Annotated in this window: 21 protein-coding genes and 1 riboswitch; of the genes, 4 read left to right on the top strand and 17 right to left on the bottom strand. The window is 72.7% G+C overall.

Annotated elements, in window-relative coordinates; all coding sequences use genetic code 11:
- Positions 1–38: 38 nt before the first annotated feature.
- From IE217_RS27095 to IE217_RS27085, 3 genes are all read right to left on the bottom strand, one after another.
- Positions 39–839 carry a polyprenol monophosphomannose synthase gene (locus tag IE217_RS27095; protein WP_190180565.1) on the bottom strand — a complete coding sequence of 267 codons (801 nt, stop codon included), beginning with the start codon at positions 837–839 and terminating at the stop codon, positions 39–41.
- 555 nt (positions 840–1394) lie between these two features.
- Positions 1395–2993: an amidohydrolase gene (locus IE217_RS27090; RefSeq protein ID WP_190180564.1), complete on the bottom strand. Its 1599-nt coding sequence runs from the start codon at positions 2991–2993 to the stop codon at positions 1395–1397.
- A gap of 78 nt (positions 2994–3071) precedes the next feature.
- Positions 3072–3512, bottom strand: a complete 441-nt coding sequence (locus IE217_RS27085) for an Lrp/AsnC family transcriptional regulator (RefSeq protein ID WP_016827147.1) — start codon at positions 3510–3512, stop codon at positions 3072–3074.
- Between the two features lie 198 nt (positions 3513–3710).
- On the opposite strand from IE217_RS27085, the gene IE217_RS27080 reads away from it, so the two are divergent.
- Together IE217_RS27080 and IE217_RS35465 are read left to right on the top strand one after the other, a co-directional pair.
- The gene (locus tag IE217_RS27080) at positions 3711–4145 is read left to right on the top strand and encodes a hypothetical protein (RefSeq protein ID WP_190180563.1); all 435 of its coding nucleotides are present in this window, start codon (positions 3711–3713) and stop codon (positions 4143–4145) included.
- 559 nt (positions 4146–4704) lie between these two features.
- On the top strand, positions 4705–4956 hold the full coding sequence (locus IE217_RS35465; RefSeq protein WP_373298139.1) for a hypothetical protein: 252 nt from the start codon (positions 4705–4707) through the stop codon (positions 4954–4956).
- Here IE217_RS35465 and IE217_RS27075 read toward each other — a convergent pair.
- The 5 genes from IE217_RS27075 to IE217_RS27055 all read right to left on the bottom strand — a co-directional run bounded on the left by IE217_RS27075 (position 4919) and on the right by IE217_RS27055 (position 11296).
- Positions 4919–6091, bottom strand: coding sequence for an acyl-CoA dehydrogenase family protein (locus tag IE217_RS27075; protein WP_190180562.1), 1173 nt, complete (start codon positions 6089–6091; stop codon positions 4919–4921). The genes IE217_RS35465 and IE217_RS27075 overlap by 38 nt on opposite strands.
- 229 nt (positions 6092–6320) lie before the next feature.
- Complete coding sequence (locus IE217_RS27070) at positions 6321–7019, bottom strand: TetR/AcrR family transcriptional regulator (RefSeq protein WP_190180589.1); 699 nt, start codon at positions 7017–7019, stop codon at positions 6321–6323.
- Between the two features lie 123 nt (positions 7020–7142).
- Positions 7143–8531 (bottom strand): C39 family peptidase, encoded by a 1389-nt coding sequence (locus tag IE217_RS27065; protein ID WP_190180561.1) that lies wholly within the window; start codon positions 8529–8531, stop codon positions 7143–7145.
- 212 nt (positions 8532–8743) lie between these two features.
- Positions 8744–10303 carry an amino acid permease gene (locus IE217_RS27060; RefSeq protein WP_190180560.1) on the bottom strand — a complete coding sequence of 520 codons (1560 nt, stop codon included), beginning with the start codon at positions 10301–10303 and terminating at the stop codon, positions 8744–8746.
- Positions 10304–10339: 36 nt separating this feature from the next.
- Positions 10340–11296, bottom strand: a complete 957-nt coding sequence (locus IE217_RS27055) for a hypothetical protein (RefSeq protein ID WP_190180559.1) — start codon at positions 11294–11296, stop codon at positions 10340–10342.
- Between the two features lie 278 nt (positions 11297–11574).
- Between IE217_RS27055 and IE217_RS27050 the strand changes: the two genes are divergently transcribed.
- Positions 11575–12222, top strand: a complete 648-nt coding sequence (locus tag IE217_RS27050; protein ID WP_190180558.1) for a uridine kinase family protein — start codon at positions 11575–11577, stop codon at positions 12220–12222.
- A 443-nt stretch (positions 12223–12665) separates the two neighbouring features.
- On the top strand, positions 12666–14534 hold the full coding sequence (locus IE217_RS27045; protein ID WP_190180557.1) for an AAA family ATPase: 1869 nt from the start codon (positions 12666–12668) through the stop codon (positions 14532–14534).
- A 43-nt stretch (positions 14535–14577) separates the two neighbouring features.
- Here the strand turns inward: IE217_RS27045 and IE217_RS27040 are convergent, their stop codons facing one another.
- The 9 genes from IE217_RS27040 to IE217_RS27000 form a co-directional block, all read right to left on the bottom strand.
- Positions 14578–15663 (bottom strand): hemolysin family protein, encoded by a 1086-nt coding sequence (locus IE217_RS27040; RefSeq protein WP_190180556.1) that lies wholly within the window; start codon positions 15661–15663, stop codon positions 14578–14580.
- Positions 15660–17006 carry a hemolysin family protein gene (locus IE217_RS27035; protein WP_190180555.1) on the bottom strand — a complete coding sequence of 449 codons (1347 nt, stop codon included), beginning with the start codon at positions 17004–17006 and terminating at the stop codon, positions 15660–15662. The genes IE217_RS27040 and IE217_RS27035 overlap by 4 nt, the downstream gene beginning before the upstream one ends.
- A gap of 282 nt (positions 17007–17288) precedes the next feature.
- On the bottom strand, positions 17289–17765 hold the full coding sequence (locus tag IE217_RS27030; RefSeq protein ID WP_190180554.1) for a PH domain-containing protein: 477 nt from the start codon (positions 17763–17765) through the stop codon (positions 17289–17291).
- 13 nt (positions 17766–17778) lie between these two features.
- Positions 17779–18627, bottom strand: a complete 849-nt coding sequence (hisG, locus tag IE217_RS27025; RefSeq protein WP_190180553.1) for an ATP phosphoribosyltransferase — start codon at positions 18625–18627, stop codon at positions 17779–17781.
- A gap of 50 nt (positions 18628–18677) precedes the next feature.
- Entirely contained in the window at positions 18678–18950 is a 273-nt protein-coding gene (locus IE217_RS27020) for a phosphoribosyl-ATP diphosphatase (protein ID WP_128789165.1), read from the bottom strand.
- A 34-nt stretch (positions 18951–18984) separates the two neighbouring features.
- A complete protein-coding gene (ribH, locus tag IE217_RS27015) occupies positions 18985–19470 on the bottom strand; it encodes a 6,7-dimethyl-8-ribityllumazine synthase (protein WP_190180552.1) in 486 nt (161 codons plus the stop codon).
- 23 nt (positions 19471–19493) lie between these two features.
- On the bottom strand, positions 19494–20783 hold the full coding sequence (locus IE217_RS27010) for a bifunctional 3,4-dihydroxy-2-butanone-4-phosphate synthase/GTP cyclohydrolase II (protein ID WP_190180551.1): 1290 nt from the start codon (positions 20781–20783) through the stop codon (positions 19494–19496).
- Positions 20780–21424: a nicotinamide riboside transporter PnuC gene (gene pnuC / locus IE217_RS27005; protein ID WP_189710090.1), complete on the bottom strand. Its 645-nt coding sequence runs from the start codon at positions 21422–21424 to the stop codon at positions 20780–20782. The genes IE217_RS27010 and pnuC overlap by 4 nt, the downstream gene beginning before the upstream one ends.
- Positions 21421–22029: a riboflavin synthase gene (locus IE217_RS27000; protein WP_190180550.1), complete on the bottom strand. Its 609-nt coding sequence runs from the start codon at positions 22027–22029 to the stop codon at positions 21421–21423. Before IE217_RS27000 ends, pnuC begins: the two co-directional genes overlap by 4 nt.
- Before the next feature lie 155 nt (positions 22030–22184).
- Positions 22185–22315, bottom strand: a riboswitch (FMN riboswitch).
- Positions 22316–22340: the final 25 nt, after the last annotated feature.

The following is a 22340-nucleotide window of genomic DNA, read 5'->3' as shown; positions in this document are numbered from 1 at the left end:
TCCAGTGTGCCTGGGCCCCGCTCAGTGCGGGATAAGCGCTAGCGCGAGGTTCCGCCGCGGCGGCCGGTGAGCTTGCTCACCCTCTCCCCCACGCCCCAGGACGTCACCCGCCACAGCGCCTCGACGACGATGTCCCGGCTCATCTTGGAGTCGCCGAGCTCCCGCTCCACGAAGGTGATCGGCACCTCGACCACGTGGTAGCCGGCCCGGACCGCGCGGCGGGCCAGGTCCACCTGGAAGCAGTACCCCTGCGAGGCGACCTGGTCGAGCCCGAGGCCCTCCAGGGTCTCCCGCCGGAACGCCCGGTAGCCGCCGGTGACGTCACGGATCGGCACGTCCAGCATGAGCCGCGAGTAGGTGCTGCCGCCGCGCGAGAGGAACTCGCGGGAGCGCGGCCAGTTCACCACGCGGCCGCCCGGCACCCAGCGGGAGCCGAGCACCAGGTCGGCGCCCTTGAGCGCGGTCAGCAGCCGGGGCAGCTCCTCGGGCTGGTGGGAGCCGTCGGCGTCCATCTCGATCAGGACGCCGTAGTCGCGCTCCAGGCCCCAGCGGAAGCCGGCCAGGTAGGCGGCGCCGAGACCCTCCTTGCCCTTGCGGTGCAGCACGTGCACCTGCCCGTCCTCGGCGGCCAGCTCGTCGGCGAGCTTGCCGGTGCCGTCGGGGCTGTTGTCGTCGGCCACGAGGACGTGCGCCTCGGGGACGGCCTTGCGCACCCGGCCCACGATCGCCTTGATGTTCTCCGCCTCGTTGTAGGTCGGAATGATCACCAAAGCGGTGCCGAGCGGACCGAACCGCCTGTCCTGGGCCCGAGCCGCGAGGGTGCCGTCGCCGTCGTTCACTGCTGCCCCTTCATTTCCGTACGCAGGGGACCACCATAGTGGTCACGGCCTGCGAGGACGTGACACCACGTTCGTACGGGGGTGTCGGTTCCACAAGAGCGGGGTAAGAGTGCTCTCTTGGGACGATCACGAAGATGATCACCGCGAGCGGTCTGCGGATGGGGGCCCGGCGCCCTTCGGGCCGACCTGGGACCCGCTGGCTGCGGATCTACCGAAAGCCGTTGTCTACTGAGCGGCCGGGCCCCACCCGGGTCACACCTTGCCGACCGTCCGGAACGTTCCCCCGCCGACGCGGACGCTGAGCCTGGCTCCCAGTGACGGTGACCCGGTGCGGCACACCGTCCCTGACCCAGCGGCACTGCGACGCGGGTACGGAAGTTCCCCGGCCGGGCGTGGCGGTGGTGGACCCGGCAGAACCTACCGGCCCCCTGCCGTCGCCTGTCAAACACGCCGCTGACCTGCGCGGACCATGCTGCGCTCCGGGCCGGCGCCGAGGATGCGCAGGTCGTGCGACGGGGCGGCGGACGATCTTCGCCGCCGCGCCACCCCGGCAGATCACTCGCCCGGCCGTACGAACACCGTCCGTCCGCCCACCACGGTCCGCAGACAGACGGGCAGGTCACCGCCCGGGTCCAGGCCGGGCAGGCCGGGGGTGCCCGAGCGCGGGTCGGTCGACCAGCGCGCGACCCGGTCGTCGGGGGCCTGGACGACGAGCTCGCCGGTGCGCCAGACGGCGTAGTCGGCCGGGGCGCCGGGCACCAGGACGCCGGCGTCGTCGCGGCCGACGGCCCGCCAGCCCCCGCGCGTGTGCGCGGTGAACGCGGCCCGCACGGAGACGCGGTGCTCGGGTGTGTGGTGGAAGGCGGCCGCGCGCACCGTGCCCCACGGGTCGAGGGGCGTGACCGGGCTGTCGGAGCCGAAGGCGAGCGGGACGCCCGCGCGCAGCAGGGCCGCGAAGGGGTTGAGGGTGCGGGCCCGTTCCGCGCCCAGGCGCTGGGCGTACATGCCGTGCTCGCCGCCCCACAGCGCGTCGAAGGCCGGCTGCACGGACGCGGTCAGGCCCAGCTCGGCGAAGGCCGCGACGGTCTCGGGGGTGAGCATCTCGGCGTGTTCGACGCGGTGCCGGGCGGCGCGGATCCGGGGCAGGCCGACCTTCTCGGCGGCGGCGCGCACACCGTCCACGACGGCCGTGACGGCGGCGTCGCCGATGGCGTGGAAACCCGCCTGGAGGCCGGCCTCGGTGCAGGCGGTGACGTGGGCGGCGACCGCGGCCGCGTCCAGGTAGGGGGTGCCGGAGTGGTCGGCGTCGGCGTACGGGGAGTGCAGGCAGGCGGTGTGCGAGCCGATGGAGCCGTCCGCGAAGAGGTCGCCGGCCGCGCCGAGCGCGCCGAGTTGACGGACCTTGTCCACGTCCTGCTCGGCCCAGTAGCCCACCACGCGGGGGCCCGGCTCCTCGGCGGCCAGGCGCAGCAGGCCGGTGAAGTCGTCCTCGGAGGAGATGTGCGGGCCGCCGCACTCGTGCACCGAGCCGATGCCGAGGGAGGCCGCGTGGGCGAGCGCGGCGCGCTGCGCCCCGGCGCGCTGGACGGGGGTGACGGCGCCGAACGCGGCGGCGCGCACGGTGTGGTGGGCGTCACCGGTCAGCGGGCCGTCCACCGGGCCGAGTCCGGCGAGGTCCAGCAGGGCGGTGGTGACGACCGCGGAGTGGACGTCGATGCGGCTCAGGTAGAGCGGGCGGTTTCCGGTGGCCTCGTCAAGTTCGGCGCGCGCCGGGGGGCGGCCGCCGGGCCAGCGGGCCGCGTCCCAGCCGTGGCCTAGCAGCACCCGGTCGTGGGGGCGGGCGGCGGCGAACTCCCGTACGCGGGCCAGGGCCGCTTCCAGGGAGGGGGCGCCGGACAGGTCGAGGCCGGTGAGCGCGAGTCCGGTGGCCGTGGTGTGCACGTGCGCGTCGGTGAACGCCGGGGTGACCAGGGCGCCGTCCAGGTCGATCACCTCGTCGACGCCGCCCGCGAAGGCGTCGGCCGCCCCCTCGGAACCGACCCACGCCACGTGCCCCGCCTCGACGACCATGGCGGTCGCGAACGGGTCCGCGGGACTGTGGACCTCGCCACGGCGCAGGAGGACGGTCTGGGGCTCGGCGGTGTGCTCACTCATGGGCACCAGTCTCGCGCCTGCGCCGGGGCGCCCGGCACGCAGGGCGGCCGCCGCGGCGCCCCGGGCCGCCCGGACGGGTCAGATGCGGGGCGGCCGGGCCTCGTAGGGAGTGGAGAGGACGACGGTGGTGCGGGTGGAGACGCCGGCCAGGGTGCGCACCCTCGCGAGGAGTTCCTCGAGTTCGTGCGGGGTGGACACGCGGACCTTGAGGATGTAGTTCTCGTCGCCGGCGACGCTGTGGCAGGCCTCGATCTCCGGTACGCCGGCCAGGCGGTCCGCGATGTCGTCCGGGGCGCTGGGGTCGAAGGGTTTGACCGAGATGAAGGCGGTCATGGGCAGGCCCACGGCCTCGGGGTCGACGACCGCGGCGTAGCCGCGGATGACACCGCGCTGCTCCAGCCGGCGCACGCGCTGGTGCACGGCCGAGGTGGACAGGCCCGTGGCCTTGCCCAGGTCGGTGTAACTCATCCGCCCGTCCTTGACGAGCAGCTGCACGATCTGCCGGTCCAGCTCCTCCATGGCGCAAGAACCTACCGTGTGCTTGATCTCCGCGGATAGCTCGGCAGCCCGGGCACCTGCGCGCGGCATGTGACGAAGACCACAGCCCTTGGCGCCTCTGCGTGATGTTCTCGTGATTACCCCGGAGGGCGCGGGGGAAGTGCTTGCTGTGGTCGAGGCCGCAGCGCCTTCACGGCCCAGCCTTAGGGGGAGAATCCCATGCAGAGTCTCAAGCGCCCTGGTCGTTCTGTGCCCAAGCGCCGGCAGCCGGTCGTCGAGCCCGCTCCGGAGGGCGTCGAACCGGACGAGTTCGACACCGAGAGCGACGCGTACGACACCTTCGAGATGTACCGGGTGATCTGCCCGGAGTGCGCGCAGCCCATCGCCCTGCTGGCGGACGAGGACGTCCTGCCGGAGCACGCGCTGTGCGCCTCGCCGTGGAACCCGTTCGGGCTCTCGGTCTGCGCCGGTACGGGCCGCAGGGCGTCCGAGGCCCGTCCCGCGGACGAGTCGGTCGAGCCGCAGGAGCAGGACACCGCCCTGCTGCTGACGCTCCCGCAGGGGCTCGACTGGCGCACGCAGCCCTTCTCCCACGTCGGCGGCCCGGGCTCCCGCCCGATGCGGGTCCCGGCCATGCGCCGCCACGCCGCCTGAGCGACGCTTCCCTTTCCCACCCACGGCCCCCGGTCCGCGGACCGGCCCGGCACGACGCCCGGCCGTGGGCCGGGTCCTGCCTGTTCCCGCCATGCCCCGGCACGGCCCGCCCGTGAGCTGGGTGAAGCACGCGCCCGGCGATCCTGCCGTGGGCCGGGTTCGGCACGCGTGCGGCATGCGCGGCCGTGGACGGAGTGTCCGGCGCAGGGGCGGCGTGCCTCACCGCGACAGGAGGGCGTGCCGGGCGCGGTCCGCCCGTAAGCGGTTCGGCGCGGTCCGCCCGTGAGCTGGATCCAGGGGCGCGTGCGGCGCACCTGCCGTGGGCCGGGTCCCGCATGCGCCCGGCGAGCCCCGCAGTGAGCCGCGGCACGGGCCCGGCACAGCACAGGCACGGCGCGCGCGGCCGCAGGCCGGGGCTGGCACGTGCTCGCCGCGACGGCCCGCCGGGGCCCGGGCGGCACGTGTCCGGTACCGGTCGGGCGGCCGCGCGGACGGCCGGGAACTCACGCGCGATATGCGCGGGCGGTGACCTGGGGTGGCGTGGGGGCGTTGGTCGGGTATGACCCGTACCCAATCGTCACCGGCACGTCGTCGCCGGATTTTCGTGCCGGTGCCCGCAGAATCGGTTCCGCCGCCCGCGCCGCCGCAGCTTCCCGATCCGCCGATCTACCGTGCCCTGGTACGCACCTGGGCCGACCGGGGCCGCACCCTGCCGGGGCGCCACGACCCGGAGTGGGTACGGCTCGCGGCGCCCTTCCCGGGCCTCGGGCAGTTCAGCGGGTCTCGGGACCCGCGACGTGACGGGCGATGACCATCCGCTGGATCTGGTTGGTGCCCTCGACGATCTGCAGCACCTTGGCCTCGCGCATGTACCGCTCGACGGGGAAGTCCGCCGTGTAGCCGTACCCGCCGAGCACCTGGACGGCGTCGGTGGTCACCTTCATGGCCGTGTCCGTGCAGAACAGCTTGGCCATGGCCGCCTGCCGGGCGAACGGCCGGCCGGCGTCCCGCAGCCGGGCCGCCGCCAGGTACAGCGCCCGGCCCGCCTCGATCTGCGTGGCCATGTCGGCGAGCATGAAGCGCATGCCCTGGAAGTCGGAGATCGGCCGCCCGAACTGCCGGCGCCCGGTGGCGTAGGCGGCCGCCTCGTCGAGCGCGGCCTGGGCGAGTCCGATGGCGCAGGCCGCGATGCCGAGGCGTCCGGAGTCGAGCGCGGACAGCGCGATGGCGAAGCCCTGCCCCTCCTCGCCTATGCGGCGCTCGTCGCCGACGCGCACCCCGTCGAGGTGGATCTGCGCGGTCGGGGAGCCCTTGAGGCCCATCTTCTTCTCCGGCGCGGCGGCGCTCAGGCCCTCCGCGTCGCCGGGCACCAGGAAGGCCGTGATGCCGCGGGGACCCTCTTCGCCGGTGCGGGCCATGACGGTGTAGAAGTCGGCGACCCCGCCGTGCGTGATCCAGGACTTGGTACCCGTGATCACCCAGCCGTCGCCGTCGCGGACCGCCTTCGTACGCAGTGAGGCGGCGTCGGAGCCGGAGGCCGGCTCGGACAGGGCGTAGGCGCCGAGCAGGCCACCGCCGAGCATCGCGGGCAGGTGCTCGGTCTGCTGCTCCTTGGTGCCGTAAGCGGCCAGGCCGTAGGAGGCGAGCGTGTGCACGCTCAGGCCCAGGCCGACCGTGAGGCGGGCCGCGGCCAGCTCCTCGAGGACCTGGAGGTACACCTCGTACGGCTGCTCGCCGCCGCCGTACTCGGCGTCGTAGGGCAGGCCGAGCAGTCCCGAGCGGGACAGCAGGGCGAAGACCTCGCGGGGGAAGCGTCCGGCGTCCTCCTCCTCGGCCGCCTTGGGGGCGATCTCGTGCTGCGCGATGTCGCGGACGAGCGAGATCAGGTCCCGGGCCTCGTCCGTGGGCAGTTGCCGGTCCACCGGCTGCGGGGCGCGGTCGGGCATGGCGACGCTCTCCTCCCTTGTCGGGCACATCGGCGGACGTGCGCCTTGGGTGGGGCGGCTCCGCCGGAGTCTTCCTCGGGCCCAGCCGGCGCGGCAGTCCCGGGTCACGGAAGCTGCTGACCAGCGGCTGTGCGCTGTGAGTATGCCCGATCGGCGGCACGGAGTCACCGGTTAACGACCGCTTACTTCAAGAAAGGGTACGTGCTCCCGCGCGGGCCCGCATCCCTGCTCAGCCGTCGCGGCGGGCGGGGCCCGGGGCCGGGTGGGCGGGGTCGAGCTCCTCGATGGCGCGCAGCGCCCCGCCGAGGGTCTTCACCAGCAGCTCGCGCATGGTGTCGCGGCTGAGCCCGGGCCGGCCGATCCAGTCGAGGGTGGCGCCCTCGACGCCGCACACCCAGGCGAGCAGGCCCATCCGGGCCAGCGGGGCGATCGTACGGCGGCCGTAGGCGCCCTCCGCGATGGTGGCGACGATCGCCTCGCGCACGCCGTCCCGGATGGCGTGCACCTCGGTGTCGAAGCCGACGCCGCCGCTGACGATGGTGCGGTACGCGGCCTGGTTGTGCTCGGCGTAGCGCAGATAGCCGTCGATCGTGCGGTGCACGCGGTCCACGGCCGGCCGCTGCGGGCCGCCGGCCGCGGAGGTGACCAGGTCGGCGACCGAGTCCTCGACGATCGCGAGGTAGTAGCCGCGCTTGGACTGGAAGTAGTAGTAGATCAGGCCCTTGGCCACGTGGGCCTGCCGGGCGATGTCGTCCATCGACAGGGCGTCGTAGGAGGTGTCGGCGAACAGCCGGCGTCCGATGGCGATGAGTTCGGCGCGGCGCGCCGAGGAGCGCTCGGTGCCGCGTGCCCGGCCGGGGGCCCTGCCCGTCCGGGGCGGTTCGGTGGCCTGGGGGTGGACGGTCTCGGGCTGCTCGCTCGTCTTCAATTCGACCCTGGTCTCCAGCCGGCGGCAGGACACCGGCAGTATGGCAGGTCGGTCACGCGCGGGCCGGGGCGTCGGCCGAAGGCCCCGGTCGCCCGGGGCCCGCGCGCCGGCGTATGACCCGGGTCAGCACACGCCCACGGCGGCAAGGGCCTTGCGCTGCCGTGGGGTCGGGTGGGTCGGGAAGTACAGGTAGCAGACGCCGCCCGAGCCGGAGACGACCTTGCCGGAGGCGTTGTGGCGCTTGGTGCGCAGCCAGATGTTCTCGAACTCCCGGCGCTGGTACACGCGTCGGACCGCCTCGTCGCTCGGTGAGGCCGGGTCGTTGGCGATGACGTCGCCTTCGGCGGTGAAGCCGATGACGGTCATCAGGTGGCCGGAGGTGCCGTAACCGGCGCCGGTCAGTTCGGACTTGAGGAAGGACTGGGACGTTATGGCCGGGATGCCGGCGGCGATCAGCGTCTCGAGGTCGGTGAGGGAGCCGAGGCGGGTGATTACGCCCTGGAGGTCCTCGAAGGTGGCCGCGTAGGCCGCGTTGAAGGGCCAGTTGCCGCAGCCCGCGTACTGGTAGTCGTACGTGGAGCGGGCCGCGTGGCAGACCTGCGGGTCGGCGTAGGAGGGGTCGACCCAGGAGAGCTGCCCGGGGGTCAGCCGGCCGCCCCAGTACTCGATGATCATCTGCGAGGAGGTGGGGCTGCACCAGGCCTCGCCGCCGTTGTCGTACTGGGGGTACTGGCCCGCGTGGATCTCCTGGGAGTAGCGCGGGACGACCAGTTCCCTCGCGGGGTGCGCGGGGGTGGAGGCGGGGACCGTGAAGCGGTCGGGGACGTCGGAGCCCATGGCGCCGATCCGCCACACCGTGGGGGTGAGCCGCGTGCTGGGGCGGCGGTGGAGCGTGAGCCGCAGGCGGTAGGAGGCCAGGCGCAGGCCGGAGGCGGGGTCGTCGACGGCGAAGGTGTCGGTCCAGATGGTGCTCCTGCCGTCGGTCTGGCCGTCGACGGAGGTCCGTTTGATGTCCTCGTCACCGGCCGCCCAGCGGCCCATGACGTACCAGGGGGTCCGCGTGCCGTCCGAGTACGTGCCCTGGAGCTCGGTCTGGATCCAGGTGCCGGTCGGGGTGTGGGCGTTCCAGGAGGCGACCGCCTCGGTGGCGGGGACGCACAGGCGGTGCACGGGGGAGGTCCAGGTGGCGTACTCCCAGGTGGCGGTGGTGCCGGTGTGGGGGTCGGTGTAGTCGGTGGTGCCGGCCGGGGCGGCGATCACGATGCCGGGGCGCGGGCCGGCGAGGGCGCGGGTGCCGAGCGCCGTGCCGGTGCGCCATTCGGCGTACGTGGTCCAGGCCCGGTAGTCGACCTGGCGGGCCGGGGCGGTGTCCCCGGGCGCGGTGCCGCTGGGCGCGGTGGTGTTGCGCGCGGTGGCGGGGGCGGCGGTCGCCGGTGACGTGCCGCCCGCCACCGCGGTGACCACGGCGGCGGCCAGGACGGATCTGCGGGACGGCGGTCCGGATCTGCTCATGGGTGTGAGACCCCCAGGTGTCCGAGTCGGGGCGGGCAGCGGGTCCGTGCACGGCAATGCGCCCACTATGACGTCGCCCCCGGCCCCCGACCAGCACTTCGACACACGCCACGCCCACCAATATTGGTCTCCACCACTGGCGTGACCTGGGCGCGGGCGTACCCCGGGCGCCGGGCGCGGGTCCCGGCCCGGCAGGACACCCCATCCGACGGTCAGATGAGGTCCATGGCCGCCACCTCGTCCGGGCCGCCGTAGCTGACCGGGCCCTGGAAGTGGCGGCGGGCTGTGGTGAACCACCAGACGGTGGCCACCAGCAGGACCGCGGCCAGGGCGATGGGGGCGTAGTTGAAAGAGTCGACGGTGATCGGCGAGGCCTGGGGCAGCATGAACAGCACGCTGCTCAGGGCGATCCAGGTGACGGCCACCACGCCGACCGGGCGCCCCCAGCGGCCGAGGTGCCAGGGCCCGGCCTGGAACTCCGCGCCGAGGCGCAGCCGCAGCAGGATCGGGACGGCGTAGGCGAGGAAGAGGCCCACGACGTTGACGCTGACGATGGCCGTGAAGGCCGTGTGGGACCACCAGCCGGGCAGGACCAGCGCGAGCGAGCAGGCCACCGCGAGCCACACCGCCTTGACGGGGGTGCGGGTGCGCGGCGAGACCGAGTGCCACCAGCGGGAGCCGGGCATGGCGCCGTCCCGGGAGAAGGCGAAGATCTGCCGGGTGTTGCTGGTCAGGTTGGCCAGCCCGCAGAAGAGCATGGCCCCGATCACGATGAGCAGCAGCGCCTTGGCGGTGCCGAGCCCGAGGGCGTCGATGAGGATCTGGACGGGCGGTGCGGACGCGCTAGCCACGCTGTCGTAGTCGCCAATGCTGTAGACGAGGGCCAGCATGAGGATCAGACCGGTGACGGCGGAATAGGCTATCGAACGGGTGATGCCCTTGGGGGCGTTGACGGTGGCCTGGACGGTTTCCTCGGACATGTGGAAGCTGCCGTCGAAGCCGGTGAACGTCCAGCTGGTGACGAGCAGGCCGAGCATGCCGCCGTAAAGCCCGCTGGTGAAACCGGTGTTGTTCGCGAAATGCGTGATGAAGGAAGCCGGGCGGTGGTGGTCGGGCACGGCGACCAGCGCGGTCACGATGACGACCAGGCCGACCAGCAGCCACCACACGGAGATCCGGTTCAGGACGGCGACGAGCTGGACGGTGTAGGTGTTGGCCAGCCCCTGAAGGACGATGATCAGCGCGGTGATCAGTACGGTCTGGTGGGCCGTCGGACGGTAGGACGGCCACTGGAGGGCCACGAACGCCTGGATGAAGGTGGCCGCGGCGTACCCGGTCGCGGCGGTGCCGCCCACCTGCCCGACGAAGTTCAGCCACCCGGTGTACCACGACCAGGCGCCCTTGTGCTTTTTGGCGAGTTTCCCGGCCGAGAAATACAGCGCCCCGCTCGTCGGATAAGCGGAGGCCACTTCCGCCATGGCCGCCCCGACGAAGAGGACCATCACGGATACACCGATCCAGCCGAATACGAGAATGCGGGGACCGCCCGCGTTCATGCCGAATCCGAAGGACGAGAAAATACCCGAGATGATGTTGATGATGGTGAATGAGATGGCGAAGTTGTCGAACGCCTGGAATCTGCGCGTGAGTTTCCTCGGGTAACCCATCGCGTGCAGGGTCGCGTCGTCGTCGAGCGCGCTCTGGTCCGCCTTGGGGCGGCCGCTGTGCGCGCCGCGCGCACGGGCGCGCGGAGCCGGTATGCGTTCCGTCACGGGTGGGCCTTTCTCTCGGTGGGGGTCGGAAGAGGGTCAGACAGACGGCGGGACGGGCAGCCCGCAGGCGCGCCGGGCCCGGGACAGCTGTTCCACCGGGTCGCCGAAGGCGCACCACGGCATCCGTGAGGCGTAGGGGCCCATGGCGGTGAGCACCGCTCGGGCCTCGAACTCGCGCTTGGCCATGAGCAGGGCGTGCCCGAGGTAGGCCAGGTCCAGCACCGGGGTGAAGCGGTAACCGGCCACCGTGGGCAGCCAGTTCTGGTAGGCCGCGAGTGCGGCGGAGCGCCACTGGGGCTCCTCCCAGACCCGCTCGGCGAGCAGTTGGGTGGGGTTGTAGCTCTCCACCAGCGCGACCAGCGGCAGCAGCCGCAGCGCGGAGTCGGCGGGGGCGCGCTGGCTCAGGAAGGCGGCGACGTCCCAGGCGGCGTTGACCGAGCCGCCGTGGCGGGCGAAGAAGAAGGCCAGGAAGCGGTGGTGGGCCTCGCGGTGCCACGGGTCGAGGGAGAGGACGTGCGCGAAGAGCCGCCAGGGCCCGGGCGGCGCGGTCAGCAGCCCCTGCGGCGCGGGGTCGCGCGGCCGGTGCAGCCGGGCCATGGCCAGCTTGGCGACCCACGGGGTGGGGTCGGCGGGACTCATGGCCGAGGCGCGCTCGCAGGCGGAGAGCGCGATGCGCTCGAGGGCCTCGGCGCGCCCGTCGCCGGCGTCGGCCGCGCGCAGCGCCCGGTGCACCGCCACCCGCGCCCACACCAGCGCGGCCTCGGGCACGGGCTCCTCGGCCAGCCAGCGTTCGGCGAGGTCGGAGTCGGCGGCCTCGGAGGCCACCACCAGGGAGCGGTGGGCGCGCAGGGAGAAGTCGCCGCGCGCCTCGGTGAGGGCGGCCCGGGCGCTCGCCCAGCGCCCCGCCCGGATGTCGACGCAGACACTCGCCAGCACGCGGTCGTCGGCCGCCGGGTGCCACACATACTGCCCTTCGAATAACCCGGCCGCCATCGTCCCCCGTCCGCTTCGTGCACCGTCTTCACGTATCGTCGCATCCCCGTATCGCACCGGGTACTTTACTCAGCGCCGAGCGCAACCGGAACGCCGATTTCGACATCTCGGGCCGTTGGATTCCCCCGGCACGCGTGGGAGACCGGTGAAGAACGACCGCGACTGACGGGTAATCAGCCGGGGGCGACCCCGAGGCCGCCTGTTTGTTCAACGGAACACTATTTCGGGCGGCCGGATGTGTGCATGCCGTGCCGGACCGTAGAATGTTCCCCGGAAATATGCCAGCGCATACCAGCACCCTCCGTCCGGGAACCGCCATTCACGCCCTCGCCTCACTCCTGCGCCGCCTCCCGCCGTCCTGCGGCCCGGTCCGCCTGGTCGGTGTCGACGGGCACGCCGGCTCCGGGAAGTCCACGTTCGCCGGGGAGTTGGCCCGCGCGCTGGACGGTGCGCCCGTCGTGCACCTCGACGACGTGTCCGGCCACGACGAGCTGTTCGCGTGGGAGGGACGGCTGCTGGCCGAGGTGATCGAACCCCTCGCCCACGGCCGGACCGCGCACTGCCCCGTCTACGACTGGCACGCCCGGCGCTTCGGCCCCCCGCGCCCGGTGCCCCCGGCGCCGGTGGTCCTGGTCGAGGGGGTGGGCGCCGGCCGCCGCGCCCTGCGCCCGTACCTGGCGCACCTGCTGTGGATGGAGCTGCCCCGCGAGACGGCCTGGAGGCGGGGGCGGTCCAGGGACGGCGAGGAGCAGCGGGAGTTCTGGGACGGGTGGGTCGAGGCGGAGCTCCGGCACTTCGGCGAGGACCCTTCCAGGCCCCATGCCGATCTTCTGATACGGCAGTTGACCACGGGGTATGAGCTCGCTCCCGGGCCTGGGGTGACCGTTGGACCGGACCAGGATGTCACTCTCGGTGAGGGACTGTAGGCAATGTGCTGAACCCGTGAAGATCGCGCCCCGGCAACTTGCGGGAGTGCCCCAACTCCGCTTGACCCGGGGGCCGTACAGGTCTTACGTTCTCAATGTGCGGTCATTGCGGACCGCTCGCAGACGCGAAGCCCCCGGTTGTTCCCCCGTGACCGGGGGCTTCGTTCTGCCCTCGTGCCGTTCTCCGGGCGCTGCGTGACGCCGCCCGCTCACCCTCGGTCACCGCACGCGGGGCCCGTGTCCCGCTCCCACCTCGTCGAACGGCCCGTGCGGCACCCTTCGGCGGGCGGCGGCCCCGCAGGTACGATGCCCTCGGTGCGACCTTCGAACGACTGCTTCGCGCACTTGCAACTCCGGTCCGCGGCACAGCGGTTCGACCAGAGGCAGCCGCCGGGTGGATTCCCGGAGGCGAACCTACGGGGGCACGGTTTGTGGGGGACGTGATGGACTTCGGCACGCAGGGCCCCAAGGCCCCGGCCGACCTCGCCTGGCTGCGGGGTGTGGACGCCTACACCATGGGCGCCTATCCGCAGGCCGAGGAGGAGTTCCGGGCCGCGGTGCGAATGGATCCCGGGATGGCCGACGGGTGGCTCGGGCTGCACGCGTTGCGCATCGACACGACGACGGCGCTGCTGAGGATGTTCCGGCACCGCGACCGCTTCGGCGAGCAGCGCGCCCGGCACCGCCGCACCCTCAACTCCTGGTACTGGCTGGGCTGGTGGGTGCAGCCGGTGCTGGAGAACCCGCGCGATCTGCTGCTCGCGCACGCCTCGCACTGGCTGGACGGGCGCCATGTGCCCGAGCTGGACCGGGCGCTGGCGAGCCTGCCGCCGGTGGACACCGACGCCCAGGTCCGCTTCCTGCACGCCTGCCGCGCCTACCTCGTCAAGGACTGGGACCAGCTCGTCCGGCACACCGACCCGCTCCTGGACGACGCCATGCTGGGCATCGAGGCCGGGCTGTTCGGCGGGATGGCCCGGGTCCGGCTGGAGATGTACGGGCAGGCCGAGCCGCTGCTGTCGGCGGCGCTCATGCGGTGCCGCAGCGAGCAGCCGCAGCGCAAGGAGCTGCGGTACTGGCTGGCCCGGGCCCACGAGGGCACCGGCCGCAGCGCGGCCGCGCTCCCGCTGTACCGGGCGGTGCACCGGGTCGACCCGGCCTTCATGGACACCTCGGCGCGGCTCGCGGCGATCGCCGAGGGCGACGGGTACGACGACGTCGGCGACTTCGCGGCGATCACCCTGACCGGTGTCGGGCAGGACACGGCCGACGGGCCGGACGTGCTGGACCCGCTGTTCGGCACCGAGGGCCGCGAGCTGAAGTTCGGCGAGGCGGACCTGCCGGCCGGCCCTCCCCTGCCCCCGGCGGCCGATCCGGCGGTGCGCGAGCGGATCTCGCCGGCCGCCGGGCCGCTGCTGCCGGCCGGGCCGGCCGACCCCGCGTTACTCGAGGAGGCGCTCGCCGAGCTCGAGCGCATGGTGGGCTTGGAGCCCGTGAAACGCCAGGTCAAGGCGCTGTCCGCGCAGTTGAACATGGCCCGGTTGCGTGCCGGGCAGGGGCTGCCCGTGCAGCCGCCCAAACGCCACTTCGTCTTCTCCGGTCCCTCCGGCACCGGCAAGACCACCGTCGCCCGCATACTCGGCCGTGTCTTCTACGCGCTCGGCCTGCTCGGCGGCGACCACCTCGTGGAGGCCCAGCGGGCCGACCTGGTCGGCGAGTACCTGGGGCAGACCGCCGTGAAGGCCAACGAGCTCATCGACTCCGCGATCGGCGGGGTCCTCTTCGTCGACGAGGCCTACTCGCTGTCCAACTCCGGCTACGGCAAGGGCGACGCCTACGGCGACGAGGCGCTCCAGGTGCTGCTCAAGCGCGCCGAGGACAACCGCGACCACCTGGTGGTGATACTCGCCGGCTACCCCGAGGGCATGGACCGGCTGCTCGCCGCCAACCCCGGGCTGTCGTCGCGCTTCACCACCCGCGTGGACTTCCCCTCGTACCGGCCCGCGGAGCTCACCGAGATCGGCAAGGTGCTCGCCGCGGAGAACGGCGACCAGTGGGACGAGGAGGCGCTGGAGGAGCTCCGCTCGATCGCCGGGCACGTCGTCGACCAGGGCTGGATCGACGAACTGGGCAACGGGCGGTTCCTGCGCACCCTCTACGAGAAGAGCTGCGCGTACCGCGACCTGCGCCTGTCGGTCTACCCGGGCACCCTCACCCGCGACGACCTCGCGACCCTGCGCCTGCCGGACCTGATGCAGGCCTACGGCGAGGTCCTCTCGGGCCGCGGCCCCCACGACCCGTCGGCCCTGTGAGGCCGGCCCCGGGACCGTGCGCGGACCCGGGGCGGGCCGGGCGTCACGTCGCCAGGACCTGGTCCGCTTCGCCGCTCGGGCGGGGTTCCGTCAGGCGGACCTCCGCCGTGCGGCGGTGGGCCGGGTCGCGCACCTCGCCCACCAGGAGTTCCAGTACGTCCTCCAGGGCGACCACGCCCTGCACCCTGCCGGAGGCGTCCGCGACCTGGGCCAGGTGGGTGGCGGCCCGGCGCATGACGGTGAGGGCGTCGTCGAGCGGCAGCTCGGACCTGAGCGTGGTCATCGGGCGCCATATGCGCTGGGGCACCGCCCGGTCGGAGTCCTCCAGGTCGAGTACGTCCTTGACGTGCAGATAGCCCATGAAGGCGCCGTTCTCGGCGGCGACCGGAAAGCGGGAGTAGCCGGTGCGGGCGGTGAGCGCGACGATCTCGCCCGGGGTGACCGACGGGCTGACCGTGACCAGCGTCTCGCGCCGCAGCAGCACGTCGCTCACCGGGCGGGAACCCAGTTCGAGCGCGTCCTCCAGCCGCTCCTGCTCCTCGGGGTCCAGCAGCCCGGCCAGGCCGGAGTCCTCGACCAGCCGGCCCAGCTGCACGCTGGTGAAGGCGGCCTCGACCTCGTCCTTGGGCTCGACGCGGAACAGCAGCAGGACACCCCGCGCGCAGGCCCCGAGCGCGACGGTGATCGGCTTGCACAGGCGGGCGAAGGCGACCAGGCCGGGGCCGAGCCACAGCGCGGCCTTCTCCGGCGCGGCCATCGCCAGGTTCTTCGGCACCATCTCGCCGATGACGAGGTGGAAGAAGACCACCGCGGCGAGCGCGATGACGTAACCGAGCGGGTGCACCATGCCGTCGGGCAGGCGCAGCCAGGCGAACACGGGCTCCAGCAGGTGCGCCACGGTCGGCTCGGCGACCGCGCCCAGGGTCAGCGAGCAGACGGTGATGCCGAACTGGGCGGCGGCCATCATCTGCGGCAGCCGTTCCAGACCGTGCAGCACCTGGCGGGCGCGCGCGGTGCCGAGCGGTTCGATCTGGCTGCGGCGCACCGACACCAGCGCGAACTCCGCGCCGACGAAGAAGCCGTTGGCGAGCACCAGCAGCGCCGCGAGGGCGAGTTGGAGGACGCTCATCGGGCGGCCTCCACCACGGCGGCGACGACGTCCGTCACGGGGGCGGTGCGGACCAGGCGGACCCGCTCGGCGCGGTAGTGGCCGACCTGCCGCACGGACAGCCGCCAGCCGGGCAGCTCCGCCCGGTCGCCGGGCGCCGGGATCCGGCCGAGCAGGTCGGCGACCAGGCCGGCGACCGTCTCGTAGGGGCCCTCGGGCGCCTGGAGGCCTATGCGGGCGAGCAGGTCGACGCGGCAGCTTCCGTCGACGTCCCACGCGGGCCGCCCGTCCTCGGGCGGGGCGGGGGCGAGCTCGGGCACGTCCTTGGCGTCGTGCTCGTCGCGGACCTCGCCGACGATCTCCTCGACGATGTCCTCCAGGGTGACCACGCCCGCCGTGCCGCCGTACTCGTCGACGACGACCGCGATGGGCTGCTCGCTGCGCAGCTGGGCCAGCAGCGGCTGCACCGGCAGCGTCTCGGGTACGAGCAGCGCCCGCCGGGCGATGCGGCCCACGGGGGTGCGCAGCCGGTCGCGGACCGGGACGGCCAGGGCGTCCTTGAGGTGGACCATGCCGACGACCTCGTCGATCCGCTCGTGGTAGACGGGGAAGCGGGACAGGCCGGTGGCGCGGGTCAGGTTGACCACGTCCTCGGCGGTCGCGGAGGACTGCAGGGCGCTGACCTTCACGCGCGGGGTCATGACGTGCTGCGCGGTCAGGTCGCCCAGGGACAGGGTCCGCACGAAGAGGTCGGCGGTGTCCTGTTCCAGGGCGCCGGCCTGCGCGGAGTGGCGGGCCAGCGACACCAGTTCGCCGGGGGTGCGCGCGGAGGCCAGTTCCTCGGCGGGCTCGACGCCCAGGGCGCGCACCAGCCGGTTGGCGACCGTGTTCAGCGCGGCGATGACCGGGCGGAACAGGCGGGAGAACCGGTGCTGCGGGCCGGCGACGAACCGCGCGACCTGCAGCGGGCGGGAGATCGCCCAGTTCTTGGGCACGAGCTCGCCGATCACCATCTGCAGCGCGGACGCGAGCAGCATGCCGGCGACCACGGCGACGCCGGAGACGGCCCCGTCCGGGATGCCGAGGGCGGCGAAGGGGCCGCGCAGCAGCTCGGCCAGCGCGGGCTCGGCGAGCATGCCGACGACGAGGGAGGTGATGGTGATGCCGAGCTGGGTGCCGGAGAGCTGGAAGGACAGCTCCCCCAGGGACTCGACGACCGTACGGGCGCGTTTGTCGCCGTCGGCCGCCGCCTTCTCGGCATCCGGGCGCTCCACGGTCACCAGGCCGAACTCCGCCGCGACGAAGAAGCCGTTGGCGAGGATCAGCAGGAAGGCGGCCGCCAGGAGCAGCAGGGGGATGGTCATGATGCCGCCGCCTCCGCGTTCACCCGCACCGCGCCGGGGCGGTGCGTGCTATGTCGGCAGGGGGCGGCGCAGGTACTGCAGGACGATCCGTCCATCGCCGGGGGGTGTCACTCCTCGGGTAGCAGGAACCCCTGGCACCGGTCGGAGCCCAGGGGTGCGGGCGCAGCGGTACGACGCCTCGCGTCCACCAGATTAATCAAGACTGCGGCCGATGCGTCAGGGTGGACGCTCCCTCGGGGTGCGGAAGACACCCCGGGAGGGCCTCGTGGAGGGTTTCCGGGGTCAGCCCTGGGTCTCGCCCGGGGACCGCTCGAGGTCCTGGAGGGAACGGGCCTCGACCAGGGCGCGCAGGGCGCGCGCGTCGGCGATGGCGTGCTGCTTGGCGATGCCCGGCTGGATGCCGAGCGCGGGCAGGCTGGTGCCGTCGCTGAGGTTGAGGAACACCCAGGGGTCGCCGGGGCGGAGGTTCACCTGAAGGATCTCGGGCCACTCGAGACGGCGACGGCCGGCGATGTTGACGACGGTGACGCCGGACTCGTCGGCGACGACTTTCGGCCGGGCGAGCATGAGCAGCACGCCCGAGAGCAGGGCCGCGGTGAACACGAAGCTGATCCGCTCGCCCGGGTTGAGCTGCTCCAGCAGCATCGTGACGGTGACGATCACCACGAAGATCGCCGCCGCCGCGGTGAGCAGGACGGCTCGGGTGCGGGCGGGCCGGAAGGTGACGGGCAGGTCGGGAAGAGGTTGCTGGTCGGACATCGCTCGGCGCCCCTTACAGACGGCAGGCGTGGATAGCCGTGGTCAGGATGGCCCGCGCGCCGATGGCGTACAGGTCGTCCATGATGCGCTGGGCCTCCTTGGAGGGGACCATGGCGCGCACGGCGACCCAGCCCTCGTTGTGCAGCGGGGAGACGGTCGGGGACTCCAGGCCCGGGGTCAGCGCGACGGCCTTCTCCAGCTGCTCGACCCGGCAGTCGTAGTCCATCATCACGTACGTCCTGGCGACCAGGACGCCCTGGAGGCGGCGCAGGAACTGCAGCACCTTGGGCTCCTCGGCGTCCGCGCCGGTGCGGCGGATGACGACGGCCTCGGACTTCATGATCGGCTCGCCGATGACCTCGAGGCCGGCGTTGCGCAGTGAGGTGCCGGTCTCGACGACGTCGGCGATGACCTCGGCGACGCCGAGCTCGATGGCGGTCTCGACGGCGCCGTCCAGGTGGACGACGGAGGCGTCGATGCCGTTGTCGGCGAGGTGCTTGGCGACGATGCCCTCGTAGGAGGTGGCGACCGTCATGCCGTCCAGGCCGGTGACGCCCGTGGCCGTGCCGGGCTTGGTGGCGTAGCGGAAGGTGGAGCGGGCGAAGCCCAGGGGGAGGATCTCCTCGGCGTTGGCGCCGGAGTCGACGAGCAGGTCGCGGCCGGTGATGCCGATGTCGAGGCGGCCGGAGGAGACGTAGATCGCGATGTCGCGGGGGCGGAGGTAGAAGAACTCGACCTCGTTGCCCGGGTCGACGATGCGCAGTTCCTTGGACTCGCGGCGCTGCTGGTAGCCGGCCTCATGCAGCATGTCCGCCGCAGGGCCGGAGAGTGAACCCTTGTTGGGGACGGCGATGCGCAGCATGAGGTCGGCTTCCTTCGTTCGTGCGTACGGTGGTGGGTTCGCTGGTGTGCTCAGAGGTGGGCGTAGACGTCGTCGAGGGAGATGCCGCGGGCGACCATCATCACCTGGACGTGGTACAGCAGTTGCGAGATCTCCTCGGCGGCCGCGTCCTTGCCCTCGTACTCGGCGGCCATCCAGACCTCGGCGGCCTCCTCGACGACCTTCTTGCCGATGGCATGGACGCCCTTGCCGACCAGCTCGGCGGTGCGGGAGGTGGCGGGGTCCCCGTGGGCGGCCTTGTGCTGGAGCTCGGTGAAGAGCTCCTCGAACGTCTTCTTGGACATGGTGGTGCCAACCCTACGCGCTCGGGGCCACTGCTCACCGCCAGGGTTCGGATACTGAACGCAGCGTGGCCGCGGTCGCCACCGCGGCGGTGACCGCCTCGTGGCCCTTGTCCTCGCTGGAGCCCTCCAGGCCGGCCCGGTCCAGGGCCTGCTCCTCGGTGTCGCAGGTGAGCACGCCGAAGCCGACGGGGACGCCGGTGTCGATGGAGACCTGGGTCAGGCCCTGGGTGACGCCCTGGCACACGTAGTCGAAGTGCGGGGTGCCGCCGCGGATGACGACGCCGAGGGCGACGACCGCGTCGTAGCCCCGGCCGGCCAGCACCTTGGCCACCACCGGGAGCTCGAAGCTGCCGGGGACCCTGAGCAGGGTGGGCTCGTCGATCCCCAGTTCGTGCAGGGCGCGCAGCGCGCCGTTCACCAGTCCGTCCATCACCTTCTCGTGCCACTGCGCCGCCACGACGGCGACCCTGAGGTCCCCGACGTTGCGGACGGACAGTTCCGGTGCACCCTTGCCGCTCACGTGTCTCCTCGCGTTTTTTGTGCTTACTGGTTGCCGCAGGTGGACACGGCGCCGGTGTCCAGCCAGGGCAGGTCGTGCCCCATCCGGTCCCGCTTGGTGCGCAGGTAGCGGAGGTTGTGCTCGCCGGCCTGGACGGGCATCGGCTCGCGGCCGGTGACCTTCAGGCCGTGACGCAGCAGCGCGTCGGTCTTGTCGGGGTTGTTGGTCATCAGGCGGACGCTGCCGACGCCGAGGTCCTTGAGGATCTGGGCGCCGGCGCCGTAGTCGCGGGCGTCGGCGGGCAGGCCGAGTTCGAGGTTGGCGTCCAGGGTGTCGCGGCCGCGCTCCTGGAGCTCGTACGCGCGCAGCTTGGACATCAGCCCGATGCCGCGGCCCTCGTGGCCGCGCAGGTAGACCACCACTCCCCTGCCCTCCTGCTGGATGCGCTCCATCGAGGCGTCCAGCTGGGGGCCGCAGTCGCAGCGCAGGGAGGAGAAGACGTCGCCGGTCAGGCACTCGGAGTGGACGCGGACCAGGACGTCCTCGCCGTCGCCGATCTCGCCGTGCACGAGGGCGACGTGCTCGACGCCGTCGACGGTGGAGCGGTAGCCGTAGGCCGTGAAGGCGCCGTGCGCGGTGGGCAGGTGAACCTCGGCCTCACGGCGGACGGTGGGCTCGCTGTGACGGCGGTAGGCGATGAGGTCCTCGATGGAGATGATCGTCAGGCCGTGCTTGCGGGCGAAGACGATCAGCTCGGGCAGGCGCAGCATCCGGCCGTCCTCGCCGGCGATCTCGACGATGGCCCCGGCCGGGCGCAGTCCGGCGAGGCGGGCGAGGTCGACGGCGGCCTCGGTGTGGCCGTCGCGCACCAGCACCCCGCCGGACCTGGCGCGCAGCGGGAAGACGTGGCCGGGGCGGACGAGGTCGGCGGGCTCGGCGGTGCCGCTCGCCAGCAACTGGAGCGTGGTCGCCCGGTCGGCGGCACAGATGCCGGTGGTGACGCCGTGGGCGGCGGAGGCGTCGACGGAGACCGTGAAGGCGGTCCTCATCGACTCGGTGTTCTCCTCGACCATCTGCGGGAGCTGAAGCCGGTCGAGTTCGGCGCCCTCCATGGGGGCGCAGATCAGGCCGCGGCATTCGCTCATCATGAAGGCGACGATCTCGGGGGTCGCCTTCTCGGCGGCGATGACGAGGTCGCCCTCGTTCTCGCGGTCCTCGTCGTCGACGACCACGACCGGGCGGCCGGCCGCGATGTCGGCGACGGCCCGCTCGATGGGGTCGAGCGCGAAGTCCTCGATGTTGTCGGTGCTGTAGAGGACGGGTGCCGCACTCATGCGGGCGCTCCTTCCAGGACCGGCTGCGCGGCCCGGCGGGAGCGCAGCCACCAGTCGCGCATGCCCCACAGGACGAGCGCGCCGTAGATGACGTAGACGAAACCGGAGAAGGCGAAGCCGTTGGCGAAGTTCAGCGGGACGCCGACGGCGTCCACGAGCAGCCAGGCGAACCAGAACTCGACCATGCCGCGCGCCTGGGCGTACATGGCGACGACGGTGCCGACGAAGATGTAGGCGTCGGGCCAGGGGTCCCAGGACAGCGACGGGTAGGCCTTGAAGAGAGCGGCGACGGCGACGGTGCCGAGCGCCGCGGCGGCGAGCAGGACGGCCCGCTCGCGCCAGGTGGCGAACCGTACGGCGATGTGGCCGTCGCCCGCCCGGTCCTTGCCGCGGTTCCACTGCCACCAGCCGTAGACCGCGACGACCATGACGACGACCTGCTTGCCCGCGCTGCCGGACAGGTGGGCGGTGGCGAAGGCGGCGAAGAGGATCAGGCCGGAGAGGAACTGGGTGGGCCAGCTCCAGATGGAGCGGCGCCAGCCGAAGGCGAGGGCGATCAGGCCGACGACGTTGCCGATCATGTCCGACCACTTGATGTGCTGGCCGAGCAGGGCGAAGGCCTCGGAGTTCAGCCAGTTCACTTGGCGGCCCCCCGCACACGGTCGCCGAGCATCCGCTCGACGTACTTGGCGACGACGTCCACCTCGAGGTTGACCGGGTCGCCGGGCTGCTTCAGTCCGAGGGTGGTCAGGGCGAGGGTGGTGGGGATGAGGCTGACGGTGAAGTGGTCGGCGCCGGCGTCGACGACGGTGAGGCTGATGCCGTCGACGGTGATGGAACCCTTCTCGACGACGTAGCGCGCGAGTTCGGCCGGCAGCGAGATCCTGACGATCTCCCAGTGCTCGGAGGGCGTGCGCTCGAGGACCGTGCCGGTGCCGTCGACGTGCCCCTGCACGATGTGCCCGCCGAGACGCGCGCCGACGGCCGTGGGCCGTTCGAGGTTGACGCGGGAGCCGGTGGTGAGGGCGCCGAGGCTGGAACGCTTGAGGGTCTCCGCCATGACGTCGGCGGTGAACTCGTCGCCCTCGTGCTCGACGACGGTGAGACAGACCCCGTTCACGGCGATGGAGTCGCCGTGCCGCGCGCCCTCGGTCACCACGGGGCCGCGGAGCCGGAAGCGGGCGGCGTCGCCGAGGTTCTCGACGGCGGTGACCTCGCCCAGCTCTTCGACGATTCCGGTGAACACTTCCCGGGTCCTCCTGCCTCTTCGGGCACGGACTCCGGGGCTGTCGATGACGACAGAAGTACGAGCGGGAACACCGGGGCGACGCGACGCCGGAGGGATCCCACCCTCGCGGGCGAGCCCTCGGTCGGCGGCGCACACACAGGGGTGTCCGCTCGCCGCGCACTGCCTCCCATCCGGACTTTAACCGTCGGTCCAGGAATTTCACCTGGTCAACCGGCCGCTGGAAGCGACCGGGTCGCGGACTGTAACCGCCGGTTCGGACTTTCACCGACCCCGGAGTGCGCTGCTACTGGTACAGGGCCAGTGTGCCA

The organism is Streptomyces naganishii JCM 4654 (assembly GCF_014650575.1).
Classification (GTDB): Bacteria; Actinomycetota; Actinomycetes; order Streptomycetales; family Streptomycetaceae; genus Streptomyces; species Streptomyces naganishii.
The sequence above is the reverse complement of the archived record's forward strand: the minus strand, read 5'-3'. Positions and strand labels throughout refer to the sequence as shown.

What these genes read in the sequence shown, in the direction of transcription:
- IE217_RS27075 (WP_190180562.1), bottom strand. Translation starts at nt 6,091, where the DNA reads ATGCCCGACCGCGCCCCGCAGCCGGTGGACCGGCAACTGCCCACGGAC.
- IE217_RS27085 (WP_016827147.1), bottom strand. Translation starts at nt 3,512, where the DNA reads ATGGAGGAGCTGGACCGGCAGATCGTGCAGCTGCTCGTCAAGGACGGG.
- hisG (WP_190180553.1), bottom strand. Translation starts at nt 18,627, where the DNA reads ATGCTGCGCATCGCCGTCCCCAACAAGGGTTCACTCTCCGGCCCTGCG.
- IE217_RS27010 (WP_190180551.1), bottom strand. Translation starts at nt 20,783, where the DNA reads ATGAGTGCGGCACCCGTCCTCTACAGCACCGACAACATCGAGGACTTC.
- IE217_RS27080 (WP_190180563.1), top strand. Translation starts at nt 3,711, where the DNA reads ATGCAGAGTCTCAAGCGCCCTGGTCGTTCTGTGCCCAAGCGCCGGCAG.
- IE217_RS27020 (WP_128789165.1), bottom strand. Translation starts at nt 18,950, where the DNA reads ATGTCCAAGAAGACGTTCGAGGAGCTCTTCACCGAGCTCCAGCACAAG.
- IE217_RS27040 (WP_190180556.1), bottom strand. Translation starts at nt 15,663, where the DNA reads ATGAGCGTCCTCCAACTCGCCCTCGCGGCGCTGCTGGTGCTCGCCAAC.
- IE217_RS27065 (WP_190180561.1), bottom strand. Translation starts at nt 8,531, where the DNA reads ATGAGCAGATCCGGACCGCCGTCCCGCAGATCCGTCCTGGCCGCCGCC.
- IE217_RS27030 (WP_190180554.1), bottom strand. Translation starts at nt 17,765, where the DNA reads ATGTCCGACCAGCAACCTCTTCCCGACCTGCCCGTCACCTTCCGGCCC.
- IE217_RS27035 (WP_190180555.1), bottom strand. Translation starts at nt 17,006, where the DNA reads ATGACCATCCCCCTGCTGCTCCTGGCGGCCGCCTTCCTGCTGATCCTC.
- IE217_RS27045 (WP_190180557.1), top strand. Translation starts at nt 12,666, where the DNA reads ATGGACTTCGGCACGCAGGGCCCCAAGGCCCCGGCCGACCTCGCCTGG.
- IE217_RS27055 (WP_190180559.1), bottom strand. Translation starts at nt 11,296, where the DNA reads ATGGCGGCCGGGTTATTCGAAGGGCAGTATGTGTGGCACCCGGCGGCC.
- IE217_RS27090 (WP_190180564.1), bottom strand. Translation starts at nt 2,993, where the DNA reads ATGAGTGAGCACACCGCCGAGCCCCAGACCGTCCTCCTGCGCCGTGGC.
- IE217_RS35465 (WP_373298139.1), top strand. Translation starts at nt 4,705, where the DNA reads ATGACCCGTACCCAATCGTCACCGGCACGTCGTCGCCGGATTTTCGTG.
- IE217_RS27050 (WP_190180558.1), top strand. Translation starts at nt 11,575, where the DNA reads ATGCCAGCGCATACCAGCACCCTCCGTCCGGGAACCGCCATTCACGCC.